This is a genomic window from Flavobacterium sp. B167r (genome assembly GCF_056824315.1).
This window is the reverse complement of the sequence record NZ_CP124859.1, coordinates 4,049,634-4,075,759: the sequence shown is the minus strand read 5'-3', so window position 1 is coordinate 4,075,759 and position 26,126 is coordinate 4,049,634. Positions and strand designations below refer to the sequence as shown.

Sequence of the window (26,126 nt, the reverse complement as noted above, 5' to 3'; positions counted from 1 at the left end):
AAATCAAATGCTAAAAATTATGAAAAAGATATTAAAATATTTAGGACTCCCAGTACTTATGGCTGGTCTAATATGGTCTTGCGATGACCTTGATGTGCCTATTACAACACAATTGACACCAGAGGTATTTCCTCAAAATTCAGCACAGTACATTCAAGCTACAGGCCCTGTTTATGCAGCTTTTAGAGGAGAATTTTCTTTTGCTTGGTGGTGGGCTCAATCTTTAAGTACAGATGAATCTATATTACCTGCAAGAGGAGGAAACTGGTTTGATAACAGGAATTATATTGCCATGCATTACCATGACTGGAATGCTGACAATGGAATTATTGGAAGCCTTTGGGATTGGACGTCTAAAGTAATTGGAACAAGCAATCAGACGATTTCGATTTTAAGACAAACAATGCCAGAAGGAACAGAGAAAAAAACTTTGATTTCAGAGATTAAAACAATGCGTGCTATTTCATATTTCATGTTAATGGATAGTTATGGAGATGTGCCATTGGACACTTTATATGGAGATTTTACTGCGCATGCTAAAACACCAAGAAAAGAAGTTTTTAATTTTATTGAAAAGGAATTAAAAAGCGCAATTCCTAATTTAAATCCTGCATCGGGAATTAGTACTTATGGTAGACCAAACAAACAGACTGCCAATGCTATGCTGGCCAAATTATATTTGAATGCTGAGATATATACAGGAACGCAACGTTTTACAGATTGTATTGCAGCTTGTGATGAGGTAATTAATTCTGGATTGTATGCTGTTGAGCCAAGAGCAACTTATTTGCAGATGTTTTATCCAACTAATGGACCGCAAATGAAAGAATTTATTTTTGCTGTTCCTTATGATCCAGCAGCAGTTACAGTTGGCTACAACGGACAAATGTACCACGCACGTTATGATGTGCCACGTTCTGAGAGAGCTAAATTCGGTCTTACTTTTACGCCAAGTGCGCCTAGAAGTACACTGCCTGAATTTTATGCAAATTTTGATGATGTTAACGATATTCGTAACAGACAGTGGCTAACAGGTCTTCAATATATGAATGACGGCGTTACTCCAGTTATGGTTACGACAACTAAAAAAGGATACGATCAGTTCTATACAGGATCTGATGGAGGAGCAACCTACACTTATCAAGTCAATTTGACGCCAGATATTGTACCTCGTCAAAGTGAAACTTTATTTGATCTTGGAAATGACGAAATTGCATGGAACATGGGATATAGAAATATTAAATTCTATCCTGATGCTACTTCAACAAATCGTAACCAAAAGAACGACGTTCCTTTCTTGCGTTATTCAGATGTGCTTTTAATGAAAGCAGAATCAATCCTTCGCGGAGGCGCTTCGACTTTAGGACAAAGTGCAGATGCATTAGTAAACATGGTTCGTTCTAACAGAACAACAACGGCACCTGTAAGCGGTGTGACTTTAGAAGAGCTTTACAAAGAAAGAAGCCGTGAATTTGCTTGGGAAGCATGGCATAGAAACGATATGATTCGTTTTGGAAAATATGAAGGATCATGGGGCTATAAAACCAATACAGATGTTTATCGCCGAGTATTCCCGATTCCAACCAATGCAATGGTTTTAAATCCAGCCTTACTTCAGAATGATGGATATTAAAAACAAGAATTTAGTTAAGTACGCATTGTAACCTAATATAATTTTTGAAAAGGAGAAGAACCTTAAAAATCTTCTCCTTTTTACTAAAAGAAAACTGTTTTTTTTGTTGCTCATGATAAACAGTTCTGTTTCATTTTTATTTTTTGAATGTTATACAAAGCCTAATCAAATGTAGTTCCTGAGATCGAATGAAGATTAGGCTTTAACATTCTTTTTATGTGATTAACTTCTTGATTGTAAAATATACAACTCATTATCAGCCCAATCTTTTCCCATCAATACAAACAGCATCAATGGAACTAAATAAAATCTTTAAAATAGGACATATTGCAATAAGTTTGACTCTAGTGTTTTTATTGTCGTGCAATGCTCAGAAAACCATTTCTTTACAAAAGAAACAAGTTTCAGATATGGTTTATCCGTTGTTGGACACCGAAAATTCAAGATGGTTTTACTTTTCATCAGCAAGCCGTCCGTTTGGAATGGTGAATTTAAGTCCCGATACTGAGATTAAAGGCGATTGGGGAGGCGGTTATAAATATACCACAGATACAGTTAAGGGTTTTAGCCACGTTCACGAATGGCAGCTGTCTGGCGTATCGGTAATGCCTGTTACGATTTCTGACACGAATAAATCAACTGTTTTTAAAGATTTTTATTCTAAATTTAGCCATCAGACCGAAATGATAACACCAGGTTATCATTTGTTGAAATTAGACAGATATGGAATAACTGCAGAATTGACCAGTACGCCAAGAGTCGGATTTCATCAATATACTTTTCCAAAAAAAACGCAAAAAGCAGTTCTTTTTAATCTCAATACCGTTTTAGGCCCTTGCGAAAATACCAATGGTATATTAGAAAAAAATAATGATTACGAACTTTCTGGGTCATTAGTTTTGAGTACTAATTTCAGACGTCCCAAACCACTGACCGTATTTTTCAAAGTCAAAACAAATCAGCCATTTACTTCTTTGGAAAGAGATCCTGCAACAGGGAATTATTTAATCCATTTCAGCAATGCGAAAGAACAAATACTAATGAAAGTAGGCATTTCTTATACTTCAATAGAAAATGCCGTTATCAATATGGAAACAGAATTGCCTCACTGGAATTTTAGCCAGACCGTTGCCGATTCAAGAAAAGTATGGAGCGATTTATTAGGAAGAATAAAAATTGAAGGAGGCACAGCAACCGATCAGAGAAGATTTTACACCGATTTATGGCATGCTCTGCAAGGTAGAAAGATGATCAGCGATGCAAATGGAGCCTACCCTGATAATACAGGAGACAAATTCAGGATAGGACATTTACCTTTAAATGCTGATAGAAAACCCAAATTCAACCATTATAATTCCGATGCCTTTTGGGGAGCCCAATGGACAATCAACAATCTTTGGGGTTTGGTTTATCCTGAAATTATGGAAGAATTTGTGTATTCGCTGATGCAGTATTACAAAGATGGTGGTATCATTCCGCGTGGTCCTGCTGGCGGAAATGATACTTACGTAATGACAGGAGCTTCGGCAACTCCATTTATTGTCAGCGCCATTCAAAAAGGAATTGTAAAAGAAAATTTAGAAGAGATTTACACAGCACTCAAAAAAAATCATATGCCTGGCGGTATTATGGAAAAAGCAGGATATGAACACAATACGAATATTGGAGGCGGACTAAAATATTATTTGCAGAAAGGATATGTGCCGTATCCGCTTCCCGATGGCGATTTTGGAAGCCATCAAGATGGAGCAAGCCAGACTTTAGAATATGCGTATCAGGATTGGACTTTGGCCCAGTTGGCTAAAAAACTGAATCATGAAGACGATTATGAATATTTCATGAAAAGGTCGCAGAATTATAAAAATATATTTGATTCTTCGATTGGTTGGATGCGTCCGAAAAATGCAGACGGGAAATGGCGCGAAAATTATGATCCGTATCAGTATGAAAACGGATTTATAGAATCCAATGGTGCACAGTCAACTTGGTTTGTTCCGCATGATATCGAAGGGTTAGCCAATTTAATGGGAGGAAAAGCAAAAGCAGCAGAAAAATTAAATCTCCAGTTTGAAACAGCTCAAAAGCTAAATTATACCTCAGGCACTTCACATGATGCCGAATTGCACCCAGAATTCAGCAGAATTCCGATTAATTTCGGAAACCAGCCTTCTATGCAAACGTCTAATATATTTATCCTTTTAGGAAGACCCGATTTAACGCAATTCTGGACGAGAAATGTAGTTAAAACGACTTTCAGCGGATTGTCTCCTGCAACAGGATACAACGGTGATGAAGACCAAGGCTTGATGGGAAGTCTGAACGTTTTGCTTAAATTAGGTTTATTTCAAATGAATGGAGGAACAGATAAAGACGCCGTTTACCAGATAGGAAGCCCAATTTTCAATAAAATTACAATAGATTTGAATCCAAAATATTATTCAGGAAAAAACTTTGTGATTAAAGCCCAAAATAACAGTTCAGAAAATGTTTATATAAAAGACATCAAATTTAACCATAAAAAAGTTGAAAATTTTACACTTTCGCATGAGGAAATTACGAATGGCGGAGAGTTAATTTTAGAAATGTCAAAATAAAGTTTTGCCACAGATTCCACTGATTACTTAGATTATTAAAAAAAATTACTGTAATCCCTTAAATCTGTGGCAAAAAACATGAAATTGAAAGTTTAAGAAATAAATAAATAATGAAAATATACAGTAAAAATATACTTTTAGGAATATCATTTTTGTTTACAATAACGATAAACGCTCAAACCGTAAATCAATACGTCGACCCGATGATTGGTTCAGAAGGTGTTGGAAGAGTTTTTATTGGGCCATCTTGTCCGTACGGAATGGTAAAACCAAGTCCCGATTGTACTTCTAGTCCAAACAGCGGCTGGCTTCCAATGCCGAAAGAAGTTACAGGTTTTAGCCAAGTGCATGTGAGCGGAACAGGCGGAGGGCCAAAGTATGGAAATATACTCATAATGCCTTTTTCGGGTACTTTAGATAAAATGGATCAGACTTCTTTCAGAGCTGAAGAAAATGTAAAACTGGGGTATTACGAAACTGTTTTCAAAGGAAATAATATTAAAACTGAAATTACGACTGGAGAGAAAGTTTCATTTTACAGAATTACATATCCAAAAAACAGCTCCAAAGAATTAAAAATAGACCCAGGATTTTTTTTAGGAGAAGAAAAAATTCCTGATGCCAGAGAAGCCCAGCAGTTTGTGGGTTCTCAGATCGAGATAGTTTCAGATACAGAAATAAGGGGTTACAGCAGAATTCGCGGCGGATGGAACAACGGAAGAGCTTACACGATTTATTTCTGTGCCGTTTTCGATCAGCCGATATCGAAATATGTAACTTTCAAAGACGGAAAATTCTACAATAATCAGAAAACCCAGTTTGATTCAGGAAAGAAAACTGCCGCGCTTCTTTCTTTTGGAAATGCAGGAAAAGAAGAATTGAATGTCAAAATAGGAATATCTTTCTTAAGCGAATTAAAAGCCAAAAACAATATAGAAGCTGAAATTCCGCACTGGAGTTTTAATAACGTATTAAGCGCATTGCAGAACAAATGGGAGAATTTATTAAGTCGTATCCAGCTTTCAAAAGACACTTCAGACGAATATAAAAAAATGTTTTATACAGGTTTGTATCATACTATGATTATGCCTGTAGATAGAACAGGCGAGAATCCATTATGGACCAATGATGAACCGTATTATGATGATTTTTATACCATTTGGGATACATTTAGAACTTCAAGTCCGTTAATCACGCTGATTGACAGTAAACGAAAAGTAGACATTATAAATGCCATGCTTAATATTTACAAACGCGAAGGCTATATGCCCGAAGGTAGAAGTGGCAACGATAATGGAAGAACTCAAGGAGGATCAAATGCTGAGGTAGTTATTGCCGACGCCTTTGTAAAAAACTTAAAAGGAATTGATTACGAGCTGGCACTTCAGGCGATGCTTAAAGATGCAACAGTTCCGCCAGGAGGAAATGAAGAAAAAGAAGGAAGAGGCGGTTTGATCGATTATCTTAAATTAGGATATGTTCCTTATGGCACTGATCGTGCAGGAAACCGAACGATTGACTATTCGTACAATGATTATAATATAGCCACAGTAGCCAAGGGTTTAGGTAAAACGGAACTCTATAATCAATACATGAAACAGGCAGAAAGCTGGCAGAATTTATGGCGTTCGGATTATGAAAATAATGGTGCCAAAGGATTTATCATGCCAAAAGATAAAGACGGAAACTGGTTGGATGATGTTGTTTTTGGAGAATCTAAAATCCAGAAACCAACTTTTAAATATACGCCAGTAATTATAGAATCGCCTTGGTATGTTTGCCATTGGTGCGTATTTTTCTATGAAGGAACTTCTTGGGAATATTCATTCAGCCTTCCGCATGACGTTCCAGAATTAGTTAAAAAATCTGGAGGAGAAAAAGCATTTGAAAACCGTTTGGATATTTTCTTCGATCAAAATTTATATAATGTGGCCAATGAGCCGTCATTTTTAACGCCGTGCTTGTACCATTGGATCGGGAAACCTTATTTGAGCAGCGACAGAATCAGAACGATTATAAAAAGTAATTTTAATACTTCAAGAGAAGGTTTACCTGGAAATGACGATTCAGGTGCCATGTCTTCGTGGCTGGCTTTTCACATGATGGGATTATATCCAAACGCTGGGCAACCGTATTATCTGATCAATACGCCTTTAATTAAAGAAACAGCAATCCAGTTGGAAAATGGCAAGAAGTTTACCATCTCAGCTAAAAAAATGACCGATAAAAACAAATACATAAAAAGCGCTCTGCTAAATGGAAAACCATACAACAAAGCTTGGATTATGCATGATGATATTAATAACGGTGGCGAACTGGTTTTAGAAATGGATTCAAAACCTTCAGCTTGGGGAACGACAATTTTACCGCCAACTAAATAAAAATGATAAACAAGATGAAAAATATATTCTTAATACTTCTTTTCTGCATTGTTTATCAGAAAGGGAAGGCACAGCATTACATTCCGACAATAAAAAACAATACCCAGCTGCATTATGTCTGCAAGCTTCACGGACAAACCAGAACCCTTCAGCTGACGGCAGAAATGACAGCTGAGAAACTGGCTTTTAAATTGGAAACAAGAGGAGTAAATAGTAAAATTGTGATGCTTCCAGAAGCCATAGAGAACGGAACTGAATTAAGTTTCAATCAAGGAGAATATGCGCCAGTTTTAAATTTAAAACCATCAGAAACCTTTTTTATGATTTCAAGGTTAGCATATCAAAACTTAATAAAAAATGGATCCTTCGTATATAATAATACCAAGTATGTTTTAGATGAAAAAAATACAGAAAGTGTTCAAATTGATGGAAAACCAATTGATGCTTTACATGTAAAAGCTCAGATTGATGAAACCGAAATGTGGATTGTAAAAAATCCAGATTTTCCGCTAATTTGTAAAATAATCAATAACCCGTTAGGTATCAATCCAACGTTGGTTAAGGTCGTAGATTAATAAAATGTTTTCGCAACTCAAACCATAAAATGGCATTTAAAAATTTCTTTTGCTTATTGTTTTTTGCAGTTCTGATTTCCTGTAAAACAGAACAGCATTCTCATGACAAAAAAATAAAGATTGCTTTTATTGCCGATGCCCATTTGCAGGATATTTTTGCCAAATTTGAAGATAATGATTATCAGGGCATTCAAAACCCTGTAAGTGGCGAATACGCCAATATCAGAACCATGAATGCCCAGCTGCATTCTACCCGAATTTTTAATGAAAATTATTTCGCTTTCTTAGAAGCTTTAAATGATATTGTAAAAAGAGGTATAAAACAGGTGGTTCTTCCTGGTGATTTCAGCGATGACGGACAGCCGGTGTATGTTCGTGGATTGCGAAAAATTCTTGATCAATATTCTCAGAAATATGGTATTTCATTTTATGTAACCACAGGAAATCATGATGTTGTGCGACCTTTTGCACAAGATGCTGTTAAGACTGATTTTTTAGGAAAAGACGGAAAAGAGCAGATTATCAGCAGTTCTGAAAATAATTTCAATAAAAGTAAAAGCGAACTCGTTCCGATCATAACTGCCGATATAAAAAATTGGGGTTACAAAGAAACGATTCATGAAATGCGAGATTTTGGTTTCTTTCCAAAAAAGACTGATTTATATTGGGAAACGCCATTTTCAAAATACACTTATTCACAATATAATTTTGAAGAAGCCAAAAAAGAAGCTGCTTTAGAAAAAAGAATATATGCGGTTAAAAACACCAATTTGTTTCTGCCGGATGCAAGTTATTTGATCGAACCAGTTAAAGGAATCTGGCTCTTAGCAATCGATGCCAATGCTTATGTTCCAAATGAAAAATTATCAGGGAAAGCAGATAATGCGCATGATTTTTCGGGAGCAAATACAGGGTACAATAACGTTCTGATTTATAAAAGCCATCTGTTAAACTGGGTGAAAAAAGTGGCTTCAGAGGCCAAAGCGAAAGGAAAAATACTGATCGCATTCAGTCATTATCCAATGGTAGAGTTTAATGATAATGCTTCACCTGAATTAAAAAAACTTTTCGGCGCCAATAAAATGCAGCTGCAGCGTGTTCCAAATGAAGAAGTTGCACAGCAGTTTGCAGATGCTGGAATTCAGGTTCATTTTGGCGGACACATGCACATCAACGATACTGGTATCCGCACAACAGCAAACGGAAATACACTATTCAATATTCAAACCCCATCGCTCGCCGCCTACATGCCCGCTTATAAAATATTGACGATTCATTCTGATTCAGATCTTGAAGTGGAAACCATTGTAGTGGGAAAAGTCAGCAAATACAATAGTTTATTTCCTTTTTATGAAGAAGAATATGCTCACTTAAAAGCAATTAAGAATAATGAAATTTGGGACAAAGAAACTTTAAAGACAGATGATTATAAAGATTTTACCACTTGGCATTTAAAAGAATTAGTGCGACTGCGTTTTTTGCCAGAAGATTTTCCACCTGAATTTTTAAACTCAATTGTAAATCTTTCTGGAAGGGATTTGTTAGAAAAAAATAAAAATAGTTCTGACCTAGATAAAGGGCTGAAAGAAAATTCATTAACTCGTTCTGATTTTGAATCATGGAACGGATTTGACATGATTTTCGATTTTTATCGTCTAAAAAATGCCGGTGAACTCGCTGTACCGGAGATTGGAAATAAGAGATTAAAGCAATATGTGTTGATCTGCAAGGAGTTAAAAAAATCAGATGATATGCAACTGGTCTTATGGTCAGAGATATTCTATAAAACCATGAATGGTGAACCTTCTGATCATTTTAAAATTGATTTAAAAAGTAATAAGATTGATAATTTATCTGTTAAATAATTTTATTTTTATTAGATCAAAAAAGATTAAATTGCGTTTATAATTTATTTTTATGAGACTCAAATTCCTTATATTATTCTTGTTTTCTGCTATCTTTTATAATTCTTATTCACAGAATATAAAATTTGCGCATTATAACGACAATAATGGGCTATCGCATAATTCGGTACGCCATATTGTACAGGATAAAAAAGGTTTTATGTGGTTCGGAACGTTCTCTGGATTAAACCGTTTTGACGGCTATCAATTCAAAAACTACATGAGCTCTGCTGTAGGAAAAAATAAATTATACAATGATGATATTACAGCTTTAGAATTAGATGAAGCTTCTAATAATCTATGGATTGGCACCCGAAAAGGATTGACACTCTTCAAAATGGATACCCATGTGTTTGCCACTTTTTTTCATAAAAAGAACGATCCAAACAGCCTGCCAGATGATGAAGTGAGATCGGTTTATGCAGATAAATTCAATAGAGTTTGGGTCGGCACCAAGAATAAAGGAGTCTATCTTTTCTCTCTGAAAGAGAAGCGATTTGAGAAAATCGAACTTAAAGGTTTCGATTACGTCAAAGACATTTTTGAAGATAAAAAAGGCAATATCTGGGTTGGAAGTTATGAAAAAGGAGGTGTTGCCAAAATTACTATGGATGCAAAAGGGGCAATTGTTAGAATTATTACCTACACACTTTCTGTTCCAAATTCAAATATCAAAAATCCCTATCTTAATTTTATTTACGAAGATGCTAAATCGGATATTTTCATTGGAACTAGAGAAGGCTTGTATAAATTGGACAAAGCCAGAAATCAGTTTGTCAATCTGTACATCGATAACAAGCAAGTTAGAGGTGCTTTAGGTCCTTATTTTCTATCTGTTGCAAGAGCTCCTGATGGTAAATATTGGGTTGGAACTCTAGGCGGATTGTTGGTTTGTAATGAGTTAGAAGATATTCAGAAAGGAAATTACAAATGGTATTATTCCATTTTATCTGATGATAGTTCGCTTGTTGATAATTTAATTGCATCACTTTATTTTGACAAATCTGGCGTATTATGGATTGGAACCGAAGACGGTTTGGATAAGTACGATCCTTATGAAAATCAGTTTACTTTAAACAAAGATATATCGCGTTCTATTGGCAATCAAGCGCCTAGAATTAGAGGTTTTGCTAAAACATACGATGAAAAAGTAATTGTAGCGACCTATCATAACGGACTTTTTATCTCGAATACAAAAGGCTCAATTCCTTTACACAATACAGGAAAAGATATTGCCAGCATTTATTCAGACGACGGAAAGATTTTTTATTGCGGTCTTTGGGATGGAAATATTTTAGTGTACAATTATCTCACAAATTCTTCTCGAGAAATAGACACAGGGTTTGAAAAATCGCCTGTTTTTGCTTTTTCAAAAATTGATGGAGAGTCGATGATTGTAGGTTCGTTTGGAGAAGGAGCTGTAATCTTGAATACAAAAACGCTTCAGATGCAGACTTCTAGCAAGCTATTGCCAAACTTTCAGATCAATGCCATAGATAGAGATGCTAAAAATAATGCCTGGTTTGCGACAGAAACCGGAGTGGTAAAATACAATATCAATTCAGGCAAAATAGAAACGTATTCTTCGCTTTTTATCAAAGAAAAAGGTGTTCCCCACGATGAGAATGTGAGTGATGTTTTAGTTGATGTAAAAGGTAAAATTTGGGCTTCAACACGTTTTGGACTCTGTTTGTACAATCCGAAAAAGAACGAATTTGAACCCATAAAGAAGCTAAAAGAACTTTCAGGAAAATGGATTACTGATATTCTCTCAGATGCAAAAGGTAATTTGTGGCTCAATATCAATAATAACAACATTGCTTTTGTTAAAGCCGATTTGAGTGATATCAGCATTTACCACGTAAATAGCGGTAACAGATTGGACGTTTTTAGCTCAAGTGGCTTCTTTTATTTTAATAATTCAAATATTTTTCTGGGAGGCAAAAACGGAATCATTTCTTTTTCGCCACCGGCATTGAAAAGAAATAACTGGTCGCCGATGCCTGTTATTTCCGAATTTAAGATTCAGAATGAAGAAGTTTTTCCAGAAATGGAAATCAATGGAGAAATCCCGCTTTCAAAAGACTTGAACTATGGCAAACAAATAGAGTTGACGCATAAAAACCGCAATTTTTCAATCCAATTTTCTACTCCTTCATTTGCCAATGAAAAATTGAACAGGTTTCAATACATGCTCGAAGGTTTTGATAAACATTGGATTACGGCTAATAGCACTTCAAGAATAGTGCAGTACACGAATTTGTATCCAGGAAATTATACTTTTAAAATACGATCAAGCAACAGCGACGGATATTGGAGTAAAACGGTTTCTTATAAAATAAAAATTCTGCCTCCGTTTTGGCTTACTCCAACTTCATTTTTAATGTTTTTCGCGATTCTGTTTGGCGTTTTCTATTTCATCAGAAGAGAAATTAAAAATCGAATTCGCTTAAAACAAGAACTGCTTACTGAAAAAGTAAATAGAGAGCACGATATTAAACTCAACAATGAGAAGTTGCGTTTCTTTACGAATATTTCGCATGAATTGAGAACGCCTTTGACATTGATTTTAGGACCTGCAAAACAGCTTCTTGAAGAAAACAGCAATGCTACAGATTATGAAAAAAGCCGATACAATCTGATTTATCAGAATGCAAGCCGACTTTTGAATCTAGTGAATCAGGTTTTAGATTTTAGAAAAGCGCAATCGGGCGAATTAAAACTCAAAGTGACACGCACCGATATACTTTCTTATTCTAAAAATATTTTCGATTCGTTTAAGGAAATGGCTTTCGACAAAAAAATTAAGCTCAATTTTACCACGGAAGATCAAGAAATAAACGGATGGTTGGATAATGATAAGTATGATAAAATACTTTACAATCTTTTATCAAATGCTTTAAAATTTACGAATAAAAATGGAAGCGTAGATTTGTCTGTCAGACTTAAAGATACTGTTGAGGATATTTTGGTAATAGAAGTAACCGATGATGGAATTGGGATTCCGTTAAAAAGCCAAGAGAAGATTTTTAAACGTTTCTATCAGGCTTCCAATAGTAAAGCCAACAACACAGGATCGGGAATTGGGCTATCGCTAGTAAAATCTCTGGTATCGATTCATAAAGGAATTATTGCTGTAGAAAGCGCACCAGGAAAAGGAAGTGCTTTTAGAGTTGAAATTCCGATAGACCGCGATTCTTATGAAAATAAGGAAGTGTTTGAATATGCCATTAAAAATGACAATCTGAGTATGCTTATTCCAGAAAAAGCTGCGAAGAAAATCATTCAAAATACAGATTTAAAAGAAAAAATATTAGTTATTGAAGACAATAGCGAACTCAGAAAATATCTAGTAGACTATTTGTCTGATTATTACAAAGTTTACGACGCAGAAAATGGACAGGAAGGCTTGAAAATCTGCCGCCAAATTAAGCCAATCTTATGTGTTACAGATGTCATGATGCCCGTTATGGATGGATTGGAATTCTGTCGCGAACTTAAAAATGATGAATTCATCAGTCATATTCCTGTTATAATGCTTACTGCACTTTCTGAAAATATGGATAAAGTGAAGGGTTATGATACTGGAGCAGATGGCTATTTGGTGAAGCCTTTTGAACCATTATTGCTTAAAACGGTAATCGAAAACATGATTAAATCGAGATTAGAACTCAAACAGAAATTCTCTGGAGAAGTAGAAAGCAAAGTAAGTATGCTTACTCATTCGCCAATAGATGAGGAATTTATGGAAAAGATAACTAATTTAATCAATGACAATTTGAGTGAAGTAGAGCTTTCTACCGATTTTTTATGTGATAAGTTGGGAGTTAGTTCGTCAAAACTCTACAGAAAAATAAAAGAGCTTACAGACTTGGCACCAAACGAATTCATTAGAACAATCCGTTTGAAAAAATCAGCAGAACTGCTTAAAAGTAAAAAATATAACGTTTCTGAAGTAACCAATCTTGTTGGTTTTAATGACCCGTTATATTTTAGCCGATGCTTTAAAAAACAGTTTGGTTTCCCGCCGAGTAAACTTATTAATTAGGTTTTTTTGCCACAGATTACATAGATTAAAAAGGATTTTTTTTAGCCACGAATTCACGAATTTCTACTAATTATTTGATTAATCTTTGTCAAAGATTTTTTTCGCAACGTTTTGTCATTCTGAACGAAGAATCATATTCGAAATTCGACAAAGAAAAACATAGCCCAAGGTTTTAACCTTGGGTACACAATGTATTCCATTCTCTACGTCCCCAAGGTTAAAACCTTGGGCTATGTTAAAATAGGTCGCAATCTTTGTCAAAGTTTTAAACTTTGACAAAGATTTTTTTTGCGCAACGGTTTGTTATTCTAAGGAACGAAGAAACTTAAGCAGAATTCGACAAAAACTGATTATCTATCTAATTGAAATTTTAGTATGATTTCTCAACCGCCTAAATGACAAAACACAGTCTTTTAGGGTATTAAAAGCATAAAAAACCTATCATATTCGAAATTATCCATGTTTTTGATGTATTAATCCATTTTGAAAGGAGTACGTAATTTTATTTTTGTCTAACAACTTATAACTATTTAGAATTATGAAAAAACATATAGACACAGATAATCCGTTGAAAAATTTAGATGAGTGGGAAGATGATTTGCTTATGCGATATCCTGATCCTTCTGAAGAAAATTTAAAAGAAAAGCAGAAAGAAGAATTCAGGAATTATGTCGATTCAGAAAGGGTAGAAACAGTTAAGGAGTTTTATAGAATAAACCATACCTATCAGACGTATGATTTTGTATGTAGTAAAGAACAAGAATTTTTACAGTTCAACAGAAAAGAAATGTCGATCTGGGAAGCAGTTGATTTTTTAAACACACTCGTAGACGACAGTGATCCGGATATTGACTTAGATCAAACACAACACCTTTTGCAGACTTCAGAAGCCATTCGTGCAGATGGTCACCCAGATTGGTTTGTACTTACTGGTTTTATTCATGATTTAGGTAAAGTTTTATGCCTTTTTGGAGAACCGCAGTGGGCAGTTGTTGGCGATACTTTTCCAGTTGGATGTGCGTATTCCGATAAAATTGTTTACTCAGAATTCTTTAAGGAGAACCCTGATTATACCGATCCAAGATTCAATACCAAATTTGGAATTTATACAGAAAACTGCGGATTGGATAATGTAAAAATGAGCTGGGGTCACGATGAATATCTCTACCAGATTATGAAAGACTACTTGCCAGAACCAGCTTTATATATGATTCGTTACCATTCATTTTATTCGCAGCATAAAGAAAATGCTTATGCACATTTAATGAATGAAAAAGACATCGAAATGTTTGATTGGGTTAGAAAATTCAATCCGTATGACTTGTATACAAAAGCTCCGGTTAAACCAGATGTAAAAGCACTACTTCCATACTACAAAGAATTAGTTGCTAAATATTTGCCTGAGAAGTTGAAGTTTTAAAAGTTTATATAAACACATAGAAACATAGATTTTTTTTTGAGCGTAATAGTTATTAAAATAAACTAGTTTTCCACACATAGCTATGTTTTTTGAAATAAGTGATACGCCTTTAAAAACAAAGAAAAACTATGTTTCTATGTGTTAGAAAAATAATTGCCTGCTATCTAAAACCAAAATAATGCAGAAAACCAAAACCAAAATATTTTTTATAAGCCTTCTTGTACTTTGTTTAACAACAGTTTCAGGACAGGAAAAAGATCGTAACGATTGGGAAAATCCCGAAGTATTTCAAATAAATAGAGAACCCGCAAGAGCAGCTTTTCTTCCTTATGCAGATGAAACTTCGGCGATCTTAGATAAGTATGAAAACTCACCTTGGTATTTTTCTTTAAATGGCAAATGGAAATTTTCATGGTCGCCAACACCAGATGAGCGCCCAAAGGATTTTTATAAAACAGATTTTAGCACACTGCATTGGAAAGAACTTCAGGTGCCTTCTAATTGGGAACTCAATGGATATGGAGTGCCAATTTATACGAACATTACATATCCTTTTGAAAAAAATCCGCCTTTTATTAATCATTGGGATAATCCGGTTGGATCTTATAAAAAAGATTTTGTGTTGCCTGAAAACTGGAAAGACCGACATGTTTTTCTTCATTTTGAAGCAGGAACAGCGGCTATGTACATTTGGGTGAATGGTGAAAAAGTAGGTTACACCGAAAATACCAAAAGTCCGGCAGAATTTGACATTTCGAAATATTTAAAACCAGGAAAAAATGATCTTGCCGTAGAAGTTTACCGATGGAGTGACGGTTCGTATCTTGAAGATCAGGATATGTGGAGACTTTCTGGAATTGATAGAAATGTCTATTTATACAGTACAGATAATGTTCGTATTTCAGACTTTTTTGCTAAACCAGATTTAGACGCGAAATACAAAAACGGAAGTTTGAATGTTGATATTACTTTAAAAAATCTGACTTCAACTTCGGTGAACAATCAAAAAATAGTTGCAAAATTAGTTGATGCTTCTGGAAAAAATGTATTTGTAAAAGAATTGAATGTCAATTTAGAAGCTTCAAAAATTCAGACTTTAAATTTTTATCAGAGTGTTTCTAGTCCTAAATTATGGAGCAGTGAGGTGCCAAATTTATACACTTTAGTACTGACTTTAAAAAATGCAAAAAGAGACATTGTAGAAACCGTTGGTACACAAATCGGATTCAGAAAAGTCGAATTAAAAGGTGGTCAATTATTGGTAAACGGAGTTCGATTAATGGTTCATGGAGTTAATATTCACGAACATAATCCAGAAACGGGACATTATCAGGACGAAGCTACAATGATGAAAGACATCAAAATGATGAAACAGCTGAACATCAATTCCGTTCGCTGCAGTCATTATCCGAACAATATTTTATGGGTAAAACTATGCAACAAATACGGTTTGTTTTTGGTGGATGAAGCTAATATCGAAAGTCATGGAATGGGAGTAGAAGGACAACCTTTAAAATGGATGAATCCAAAAACCAATCCAGGCTATCTTCCAGAATGGAGAGAAGCACATTTGGACAGAATTTATAGTCTGGTTGAAAGAGATAAAAATATGCCGTCTGTAATTATCTGGTCTTTAGGTAATGAAAGCGCTAACGGACCTGTTTTTCATGACGCGTACAAATGGATCAAAAAGAGAGATAATACAAGATTGGTTCAGTTTGAGCAGGCAAAAGAAAACGAAAATACAGATATCGTATGCCCGATGTATCCAACGATTGAATACATGAAAGAATACGCGGCGAGAAAAGAAGTTACCCGCCCTTACATCATGTGTGAGTATTCGCATGCAATGGGAAACAGCAGCGGAAACTTTCAGGAATATTGGGATATAATTCGCGGAAGCAAAAATATGCAGGGCGGATTTATCTGGGACTGGGTTGATCAAGGCTATAAAAGAAAAGATGATGCAGGCAGAGAATATTGGGCTTACGGTGGCGATATGGGAAGTCAGAACTATTTAAATGATGAAAACTTCTGTCATAACGGTTTGGTCTATGCCGATAGAACGCCACATCAAGGAGCTTTTGAAGTGAAAAAAGTCTATCAGAATATTTTATTTAAAGCGATCGACATCAAAAACGGAATCATTGAAATTAATAATGACTTTGGATTTACCAATTTGAATAAATATAGCTTTAGATATGAAGTTTTAGAAAACGGAAAAGTAATTAAAGAAGGAAATTTAAATGTTGCTTTAGATCCGAAATCTAAAAAACAATTTAAAATTGATTTGCCTAAAATTGATTCAAAAGAAGGAACAGAATATTTATTGAATGTTTTTGCAAATACTAAAACAGGTTCCGAATTATTGCCTCAGAATTTCGAAATCGCGAAAGAACAATTCGTAATCGAAGACGGTAAATATTTCGCAAAAGCGGAAAAATCAAGTACTGTAAAAGTTCAAGATGAAAAAGACCAATTTGTTCTGACTTCAGAAAATGTTACCGTTAAAATCAGTAAAAAAACAGGATTGATTTCGTATTACAGTTTAAAAGGCGAGCAATACTTTAAAGAATATCCAGAACCAAATTTTTGGAGAGCTCCAACCGATAATGATATTGGAAATAAAATGCAGATTAGAACGAATGTCTGGAGAACAGCTGGAAAAAACACATCGCTTGAAAGCATTCAGGAAAGTGAAGAAGGCGGCAAAAAATACATCGTTGCGAATTTAAAATTGAATGATGTTGCTTCAGACTATACGATTAAATATGCATTAGAAAACGACGGTTCTTTAGAAATTCAGGCCTCTTATAAAAAAGGAAATAATCCTGTACCAGAATTACCGCGTTTCGGAATGATTTTCACTTTAAAAAATACATTGGAAAACCTGGATTATTACGGAAGAGGACCTTTAGAAAATTATCCAGACAGAAAAACATCTTCCTTCAAAGGAATTTATACCAGTAAAGTTGCAGACCAATATGTGCCTTATACACGCCCACAAGAAAATGGATACAAGACTGATATACGCTGGTTTAGATTGTCAAGCAATAAAGGAAATGGCTTGGAGATAAAAGGTCTGCAACCTTTAGGTATGAGTACTTTGAATAATTATCCGAGTGATTTTGATGGAGGAATTTCTAAGAAAAATATTCATTCCAGCGATATTACTCCGAGAGATGAAGTTGTCGTTTGTGTCGATCTAACCCAACGCGGATTAGGAGGAGACAACAGCTGGGGATTACCGCCGCACGAACAATATCAATTAACCGAAAGCGAATACAGCTACGGATTTATTATTAAACCACTTTAACTAAAATAACCTGTTGCTTGGGTTTTAGTCACAGTCGCAGTTTTCAGTCGCAGTTAGCGCTGAATACTGTGACTGCGACTGAAAACTAAATGAAACTGCGACCGAAAATTGAAAACTAAAATGAGTAACCCTACAAATGGAAGATTAATTTCTTTAGATGCGCTTCGCGGATTTGTGATGTTTTGGATCATGAGCGGTGAACATATTATTCACGCTTTAGCGAAAGCTGCACCAATTCCGATTTTTGTTTGGATGTCATCGCAACTGCATCATGCGGAATGGAATGGCATTACATTTTATGATATGATTTTCCCTGTGTTTTTGTTTGTAGCAGGCGTTTCCATGCCATATTCTTTCGAGAAGAAAATGAGTCTGGCAGGTGTACTAACGCCGCAGGAATTACCTGTAGATGAAAAACGAAAAATATATCTTTCTATGCTGAGAAGAACCGGTATTTTACTGGTTTTAGGTTTTGTCGTAAATGGATTATTGCGTTTTGACGGATTTGATCATACCCGTTTTGCGAGTGTTTTGGGAAGAATCGGACTCGCTTGGTTTTTTGCCGGAATCATTTATTTGAATTTTAATTTGAAGAAACAGTTAATTTGGTTTTTAGCTATTTTAATTGGTTATTATGCAGCTATGAAATGGATTCCTGTTCCTGAGTTTGGAGCAGGAGTCTTAACCAAAGAAGGATCATTAGAAAGTTATATCGACCGTCTGTTTTTGCCAGGAAGATTGCATAGCACTGTTTATGATCCTGAAGGGATTTTTTCGACTCTTCCGGCGATTTCTACAGCTTTGCTTGGAGTTTTTACAGGAACATTTTTAAAAGCAAAAAATCAGTTTTCGATAAGTGTAAAACTACTTTTGATGGCTTTGACGGCTATTTTGCTAATTATTGCGGGGCTCATATGGGATATTGATTTTCCTATCAATAAACATTTATGGACAAGTTCTTTTGTCTGTTTTGTCGGCGGATTCAGTATTTTATTTTTTGTCTTTTTCTATTTGATAATCGATTTATCTGGTTTTCACAAATGGGCATTCCCATTGATTTTAATTGGTTCAAATTCGATTTTAATTTATATGGCAGCTGAAGGTTCTGTGGATTTTAAACATACCGCAGATTATTTTTTCGGTGGACTCATACAATACCTGCCAATTATCTGGCAGCCTGTATTTGTTGCGCTGTCTGTAACCGTCGTACAGCTTCTCTTGCTTTATTTTCTTTATAAAAACAAATGGTTTCTTAAGATATGATGCCTATGAAATTTTAAAATACATTTTACTATCTAACCACAAAATAACCACACAATTATGAATGTATTACAAACCGCAGATTACATAGTATTCTTTATATATTTTATCATAGTCACGAGCTATGGAATGTATATTTACAGAACTAAAAAAACTGCTGCAACGAGTTCTCAGGAATATTTTTTAGCTGAAGGTTCGCTTACTTGGTGGGCAATTGGGGCATCATTGATAGCTTCTAATATTTCAGCAGAGCATTTTATCGGAATGAGCGGTTCGGGTTTTGCGATTGGACTTGCGATTGCTTCTTACGAATGGATGTCGGCAGCCACTCTAATTATTGTGGCCATGTTTATTCTGCCTATTTATCTGAAAAATAAAATATTCACCATGCCGCAGTTTTTAGCCAAACGATATAGCGGTACAGTTAGTGCAATTATGGCCATTATTTGGCTTTTAATTTATGTATTTGTTAATCTTACTTCCATCATATATTTAGGAGCTTTAGCCATTTCTTCTATTGCACCGATAAGCTTTCAGTTTTGTGTAATCGGATTGAGTCTGTTTGCTGTAATTGTAACTTTGGGCGGCATGAAAGTAATCGGATATACCGATATGTTTCAGGTAATTGTTTTAATTCTCGGAGGTCTCGTTACGACTTATCTTGCCTTGACGTTATTGTCAGAGCAGTTTGGTTTTGGAAAAGATATTTTAAAAGGACTTTCTGTAATTGCAGATCAAGCACCTGGACATCTGCATATGATTTTAGAAAAATCCAACCCGCATTATAATGAACTGCCAGGAATGTCGGTTTTAGTGGGTGGAATGCTAATTAATAATCTAGCGTATTGGGGATGCAATCAATACATTGTTCAGAGAGCGTTGGGAGCCGATTTAAAAACAGCTCGTAAAGGAATTTTATTTGCCGCTTTCCTAAAATTATTGGTTCCGATTATTGCCGTTTTGCCTGGTATCGCCATGTTTGTGATGCATGAGAACGGAATGTTTCAGCAGGAAATGGTCGATGCAGCTGGAGTTTTAAAACCAGATCAAGCCTATCCAACTTTAATGAATTTACTTCCCGCAGGATTAAAAGGAGTCGCTTTAGCCGCTTTAACTGCAGCAATTGTAGCTTCTTTGGCTGGGAAAGCCAATAGCATTTCTACTATTTTCTCTTTAGACATTTATAAAAAATATTTCAATTCTCAGGCATCTGAAAAAAAGCTTGTTCGTACCGGAAGATGGTGTGTGGTGGTCTGTATGATCATCGCTGCTTTTGTGGCGCCAGCATTAAAATCTTTAGATCAGGCTTATCAGTTTATACAAGAATATGTAGGGTTCTTTTCTCCTGGAGTTTTGGCGATTTTTCTTCTTGGAATGTTTTGGAAAAAAACTACTCCAACAGCAGGATTGGCAGGTGCATTGCTGACTGTGCCTATTGCAGCGGTTTTGAAATTTCTGCCGATGTGGACAGAAGGCGCTTTTCCTGATTATCCTTTCTTAGATAGAATGACTATCGTTTTTATAATCATTGTTTTGATAATGGTAGTAATAAGTCTGCTAAAACCAGTATCTGAACAAGAAGCTGAAATTCATAAAATTGAAGTCGATACTTCGATGTATAAAGTATCTTCAGGATTTATAGTGGGTTCTTTTATCATTATCGGGGTTTTAGTGGCTTTGTACACTGTTTTCTGGTAGTTCAGAAATTAAGGTGTTTTTTTAACGCAGATCTGTCAGATTTTAGCAGATCTAATTAGATTTTTTTTAAATATCAATTATAATCTGCTTAAATCATTTTAAATCTGCGTGAAACATAAATCAGCAGCGAGAATAAAATAAAGATCAAATAAAAAAAATGAAAAGAAATTCTATAATAGTGTTGATTGTTTTTTGCCTTTCGCTAACCGTTTCGGCGCAAAAGGAATTTGACATTAAAAAATATGGCGCCGTTGGAGATGGAAAAACCTTAAATACAAAAGCGATCCAGAAAGCGATTGATGCCGCAAATAAAAACAAAGGAGGAAAAGTCGTTTTCTCAAAGGGTACATTTCTGTCCGGAAGTATTGTTTTGAAAAATGATGTGGAATTATTTTTTGAAGAAGGTGCCATTTTATTAGGAAGCATTAATCCAGAAGATTATCCAAAATATGAAGGAATAAGAGCCTTTATTATTGCTTTTGAGTCTAAAAATATTGCTGTAACAGGAAAAGGAATTATTGACGGACAAGGAAGAGAACTAGCGTTAGCAATTGATTCACTGCATCACACGGGAGTGCGCATTGATCCGAAATACAATTACAAAAGAATGCGGCCTGAAGATGGAAGGGGAAAACTGATTTCGTTTGTAAAGTGCGACTCTGTTACAATGAAGCAGATTATCTTGAAAAACAGTCCAGGTTGGACGCAATGCTTCAGAGAATGCAAGAATATTGTCATTGATTTTATGAAAGTGGAAAGCAGAGCGTACTGGAACAATGACGGAATTGATCTTGACGGTTGCGAAAATGTCCGAATTACCAATTGCAACATAAACTCTGCCGATGACGGAATCTGTCTAAAATCGGAGGTACCAGGACTGCACAATAATAACATTTACATTGGTAATTGTACCATAAGGTCAAGTGCCAATGCAGTGAAATTTGGAACAGGTTCTTATGGCAGTTTTAAAAATGTAACTATTGAAAATATCAAGGTTTTTGATACCTTCAGGTCGGCAGTTGCTATTGAATCTGTCGATGGTGCAGAAATCGAAAACATCAAAGTTTCAGATATTACGGCTGTCAATACAGGAAATGCAATCTTAATTCGCTTAGGTCACAGAAACGGAGATAAACCAGGATCTATCAAAAATGTATCAGTAAAAAACGTAAAAGTCCAGGTTCCATTTGGCCGTCCAGATATTGATTACGATATGAGAGGGCCAGAAGTAGATTATTTCCATAATCCTTTTCCATCTTCTATTGCTGGGATTCCGGGACATTTGATCGAAAATGTAACTTTAGAAAATATTGAAATTATATATCCGGGAAGAGCTTCAAAAGGAATGGCGTACCACCCTTTAAGCCGATTGAAAGACGTCAAAGAAAATATAAACGGTTATCCAGAATTTACCATGTTTGGAGAACTGCCTTCTTGGGGATTTTATGTCCGTCACGTAAGCGGAATCGTAATGAAGAACATAAAACTGATTTTGGATAAAGAAGATTTTCGTCCAGCTTTTGTTTTTGATGATGTTAAGAATCTGACGATGAATGCAATTGATGTTCCTTCGGATAAAAAAGATCAAATTATTTTTAAAGATGTTTTGTCGAGCAATCTAGACAGCGAATCTTTAAAAAGAAAAATTGAGCCAGAACAAAATAAATTTGAATTGCCAGCGCATTAAGAATTAGCTAAAAAAATGCTAAGTCGCAATTTTTTTTGTTTCACGCAGATTTAAAAGATTTAAGCAGATTTTTTTTATTTAAATCTAAAAAATCTACGTTAAAGAACTTCGCAACTAGAATTAAAATAAAGATTAAAATATAAAAGCATGAAAAAGAAATCTATAATCACGATACTTATTTTCTGTATTTCTCTAACAATTTCTGCACAGAAAGTCTATGATGTTAAAAGTTACGGAGCAAAGGGAGACGGAAAAACGAATGATGCAGCGGCGATTCAAAAAGCAATTGATGCTTGTAGCAAAACAGGCGGAAGAGTTTTATTTTCGGCACCATTTACCTTTTTGTCAGGACCAATTGACGTAAAATCAAAGGTAGATTTGCATATTGAAGCTGGGGCTAAATTATTGGCAAGTCCAGATGAAAAATTATATACAAAAAGTGCTTTCAGAACCAATCCGGGTGAAGGAACAATTTGGATTGGCGGCGAAAATATAGAAGATTTCACCATTAGCGGAAGCGGAAAAATTGATGGAAACGGAATTTCTTTTATGGGAGCAGAAGAAGATGACGCTTATGTTTTAAAACCATTTAAGGTATTAGATCCAAGACCTCATGTTTTGACGATTATTGGAGGAAAAAATATCAGAATTCATGATGTTCATATTGGTAACTCGGCTTATTGGACTGTACATTTAATTGGATGTAATGATGTTGTAATCAGCGGAATTACTTTGTTAAATAGTTTGAAAGTTCGTAACAGCGATGGAATTGATTTAGATCATTCTAAAAATGTGAGAATCAGCGATTGTTATATCGAAAGCGGAGATGATTGCATTTGTTTGAAAAACAGAAGAGAATTTGAAGAATTTGGTGCGTGCGAAAATATTACCGTAACCAATTGTACAATGACAAGCAGTAGCTGCGCCATTAAAATTGGATCAGAAAATATGGATGCAATCAGACAAGTGGTTATCAATAATTGCATCATTAAAAACAGCAACCGCGCTTTGGGCATTCAGAACAGAGATGAAGGAACGGTAAGCGATGTTATTTTTTCAAATATCATTATAGAAAGCAAATTAAACACCGATACGTGGTGGGGAAAGGCAGAACCGATTTATGTAACGGCTTTTAGCAGGGCTAAAGGAAATCATAAAGATGCAAATTGGCGTTTTCCAAAAGGAGCAACAGAAGGAAAAGTAGGCGAAATCAAAAATATTTATTTTTCTAATATTCAATGTACAGGAGAAAATGGGATATTTGTAAGCGGCGAATCAAAAGATAAAATCAAGAATATTGTCTTTGATAATGTGAGTGTTTTTATAGATAAAACGACTTCTTTTCCAGGCGGATTATATGACAGACGCCCTGCAAATGTGGAGGGTTTTGTAAAAGGAAGCACTTCAGGTTTTTATTTCGATACTGCTGAAAGTATAAAAGTGCAGAATTGCACCGTTCAATGGGGAAAAAATCGCCCAGATTATTTCAAACATGCTGTAGAAAGTAAAAATGTTGATATATTAAAAGTGATTAATTTAGATGGAGAATCGGCTTTTCCTGCTAAATTAGAGGCTATAAAGAAATAACCAGTTCATTTCAAAAACTATGAAAAATACGATCCTCTCAAAATTTACCATTTGCGGTTTGATACTGAGCAGTTTTTATATGAATGCTCAAAAAACAATTTTAGAAGTTGATGCTTCGAAAACAATAACTAAAATTCAGCCAACGATGTTCGGTTTGTTTTTTGAAGACATCAATTTTGCCGCAGATGGCGGATTATATGCCGAAATGATCAAAAACAGATCTTTTGAATTTGATAAACCGTTAATGGGATGGGAGCAGCCAAACACAAAAAGATCTTCGATGAATAAAGAATCGGGGAGTGCTGTGCCAATTAATTTAGCTGCCAACAATACTAATTTTTGTCGAGTAGAAATTAACAATGATAAAGGTTATATTTTGATAAATGAAGGTTTCAGAGGAATGGGAGTGAAGAAAGATGCGAAATACAATCTTTCATTAAAAGCAGCCAATCATGACGGAGCGATCAAAAAAATCATTATTCAGTTAATTGATAAGGATCAAAAAGTAATTGGAGAAACTAATATTATACCGAAATCGGAGCAATGGACAAATTATACGGCGCAAATAATTGGTAATCAAACAGAAGCAAAAGCAAAACTCAAAATAACTTTTGAAGGAAACGGAACTATCGATCTGGATATGATTTCGCTTTTCCCCGAAGACACTTGGAAAGGGAGAAAAAACGGACTTAGGAAAGATCTTGTGCAACTTTTATACGATGTAAAACCAGGATTTTTACGTTTTCCTGGAGGTTGTATTGTAGAAGGAAGAACCTTATCAGATCGTTATCAATGGAAAAAATCAGTTGGAAACGTGGACGAAAGAAAAACGATGATGAACCGTTGGAATGTCGAATTCAACCATAAGCTAACACCAGATTATTTTCAAAGTTTTGGTTTAGGATTTTATGAATATTTTCAGCTTTCAGAAGACATTGGTGCAGAACCGCTTCCAATCTTAAGTTGCGGAATGGCCTGCCAATACAATACAGGAGAATTAGCTCCGATGGACGAATTGGATCCTTACATTCAAGATGCCTTAGATTTGATCGAATTTGCAAACAGTGATGTTACGACAACCTGGGGAAAAATGCGTTCGGATATGGGACATCCAAAACCATTTAATTTAAAATATATTGGAGTAGGAAATGAGCAATGGGGAGAAGCTTATATTGAAAGATATAAAGTTTTTGAAAAAGCTATCAAAGCAAAATATCCAAACATTATTATTGTCTCAGGAAGCGGGCCTTCGCCAAAAGGCGAGCATTTTGATTATGCAATGAAAGAGCTTAAAAAACTGAACGCAGAATTGGTTGACGAGCATTATTACGAAAGCCCGAAATGGTTTAGAGAAAATGCAGGCCGTTATGATAATTACGATAGAAAAGGTCCAAAAATATTTGCTGGAGAATATGCTGCGCAAAGTGTTTCAGGTGCAAACCCTAATAACAGAAACAATTGGGAATGTGCTTTTTCTGAAGCGGCATTTATGACTGGCTTAGAACGAAACGCAGAGGTGGTTCAATTAACATCGTATGCGCCTTTGATGGCTCACGAAGATGCTTGGCAATGGACACCAGACATGATTTGGTTCAATAATTTACAATCTTACGGTTCGGCGAATTACTATGTTCAGCAATTATTTTCAACCAATAAAGGAACCGATTTATTGAATATTACAAAAGAAGGAAAAGCTTTAATTGGTCAAAATGATTTATATGCATCGGCAGTAAAAGATATAAATACCAAAGAAATTATTGTGAAATTGGTTAATACGGCCGCTAAAAATCAAGAAGTTAGTATTGATTTAAAAGGAGCGAAATTAGGTTCAAAAGGCACTCTAATTAGATTGGCAAGTTCAAGTACACAAGATGAAAATACTTTTTCCGATCCAAAAAAAATCACCCCAAAACAAAGTGAATATAAAATAATAAAGGGAAATCAAGAATTAATTCTTCCTGCGTATTCAATAACGGTTTTAAAAGTGAAAATGAATTAATTGTAAATTATTATTTAAAAATAC

13 protein-coding genes are annotated in these 26,126 nt (G+C 35.1%); all 13 read left to right on the top strand.

From position 1 onward, the window contains the following. The first annotated feature begins 19 nt into the window (after positions 1 to 19). The 13 genes from QLQ96_RS18180 to QLQ96_RS18120 all read left to right on the top strand — a co-directional run bounded on the left by QLQ96_RS18180 (position 20) and on the right by QLQ96_RS18120 (position 26,102). On the top strand, positions 20 to 1,633 hold the full coding sequence (locus QLQ96_RS18180; RefSeq protein WP_482492311.1) for a RagB/SusD family nutrient uptake outer membrane protein: 1,614 nt from the start codon (positions 20 to 22) through the stop codon (positions 1,631 to 1,633). A 293-nt stretch (positions 1,634 to 1,926) separates the two neighbouring features. Then, positions 1,927 to 4,227 carry a GH92 family glycosyl hydrolase gene (locus tag QLQ96_RS18175; protein WP_482492309.1) on the top strand — a complete coding sequence of 767 codons (2,301 nt, stop codon included), beginning with the start codon at positions 1,927 to 1,929 and terminating at the stop codon, positions 4,225 to 4,227. 110 nt (positions 4,228 to 4,337) lie between these two features. Then, the gene (locus QLQ96_RS18170) at positions 4,338 to 6,608 is read left to right on the top strand and encodes a GH92 family glycosyl hydrolase (RefSeq protein WP_482492307.1); all 2,271 of its coding nucleotides are present in this window, start codon (positions 4,338 to 4,340) and stop codon (positions 6,606 to 6,608) included. Between the two features lie 14 nt (positions 6,609 to 6,622). Further along, positions 6,623 to 7,183 (top strand): hypothetical protein, encoded by a 561-nt coding sequence (locus tag QLQ96_RS18165; protein WP_482492305.1) that lies wholly within the window; start codon positions 6,623 to 6,625, stop codon positions 7,181 to 7,183. Positions 7,184 to 7,212: 29 nt separating this feature from the next. Beyond that, positions 7,213 to 9,048, top strand: coding sequence for a metallophosphoesterase family protein (locus tag QLQ96_RS18160; RefSeq protein ID WP_482492303.1), 1,836 nt, complete (start codon positions 7,213 to 7,215; stop codon positions 9,046 to 9,048). A gap of 52 nt (positions 9,049 to 9,100) precedes the next feature. After that, positions 9,101 to 13,135 (top strand): hybrid sensor histidine kinase/response regulator transcription factor, encoded by a 4,035-nt coding sequence (locus QLQ96_RS18155; protein ID WP_482492301.1) that lies wholly within the window; start codon positions 9,101 to 9,103, stop codon positions 13,133 to 13,135. A 538-nt stretch (positions 13,136 to 13,673) separates the two neighbouring features. Next, positions 13,674 to 14,555 (top strand): inositol oxygenase family protein, encoded by an 882-nt coding sequence (locus QLQ96_RS18150; protein WP_482492300.1) that lies wholly within the window; start codon positions 13,674 to 13,676, stop codon positions 14,553 to 14,555. A 178-nt stretch (positions 14,556 to 14,733) separates the two neighbouring features. Continuing rightward, positions 14,734 to 17,871, top strand: coding sequence for a beta-galactosidase, LacZ type (gene lacZ / locus QLQ96_RS18145; protein ID WP_482492298.1), 3,138 nt, complete (start codon positions 14,734 to 14,736; stop codon positions 17,869 to 17,871). 120 nt (positions 17,872 to 17,991) lie between these two features. After that, a complete protein-coding gene (locus QLQ96_RS18140; RefSeq protein WP_482492296.1) occupies positions 17,992 to 19,134 on the top strand; it encodes an acyltransferase family protein in 1,143 nt (380 codons plus the stop codon). A 57-nt stretch (positions 19,135 to 19,191) separates the two neighbouring features. Then, on the top strand, positions 19,192 to 20,829 hold the full coding sequence (locus QLQ96_RS18135) for a sodium:solute symporter family transporter (RefSeq protein WP_482492295.1): 1,638 nt from the start codon (positions 19,192 to 19,194) through the stop codon (positions 20,827 to 20,829). Between the two features lie 157 nt (positions 20,830 to 20,986). Then, a complete protein-coding gene (locus QLQ96_RS18130) occupies positions 20,987 to 22,516 on the top strand; it encodes a glycoside hydrolase family 28 protein (RefSeq protein ID WP_482492293.1) in 1,530 nt (509 codons plus the stop codon). Positions 22,517 to 22,663: 147 nt separating this feature from the next. After that, positions 22,664 to 24,103 (top strand): glycoside hydrolase family 28 protein, encoded by a 1,440-nt coding sequence (locus QLQ96_RS18125; RefSeq protein ID WP_482492291.1) that lies wholly within the window; start codon positions 22,664 to 22,666, stop codon positions 24,101 to 24,103. 19 nt (positions 24,104 to 24,122) lie between these two features. Then, on the top strand, positions 24,123 to 26,102 hold the full coding sequence (locus QLQ96_RS18120) for an alpha-L-arabinofuranosidase C-terminal domain-containing protein (RefSeq protein ID WP_482492289.1): 1,980 nt from the start codon (positions 24,123 to 24,125) through the stop codon (positions 26,100 to 26,102). Positions 26,103 to 26,126: the final 24 nt, after the last annotated feature.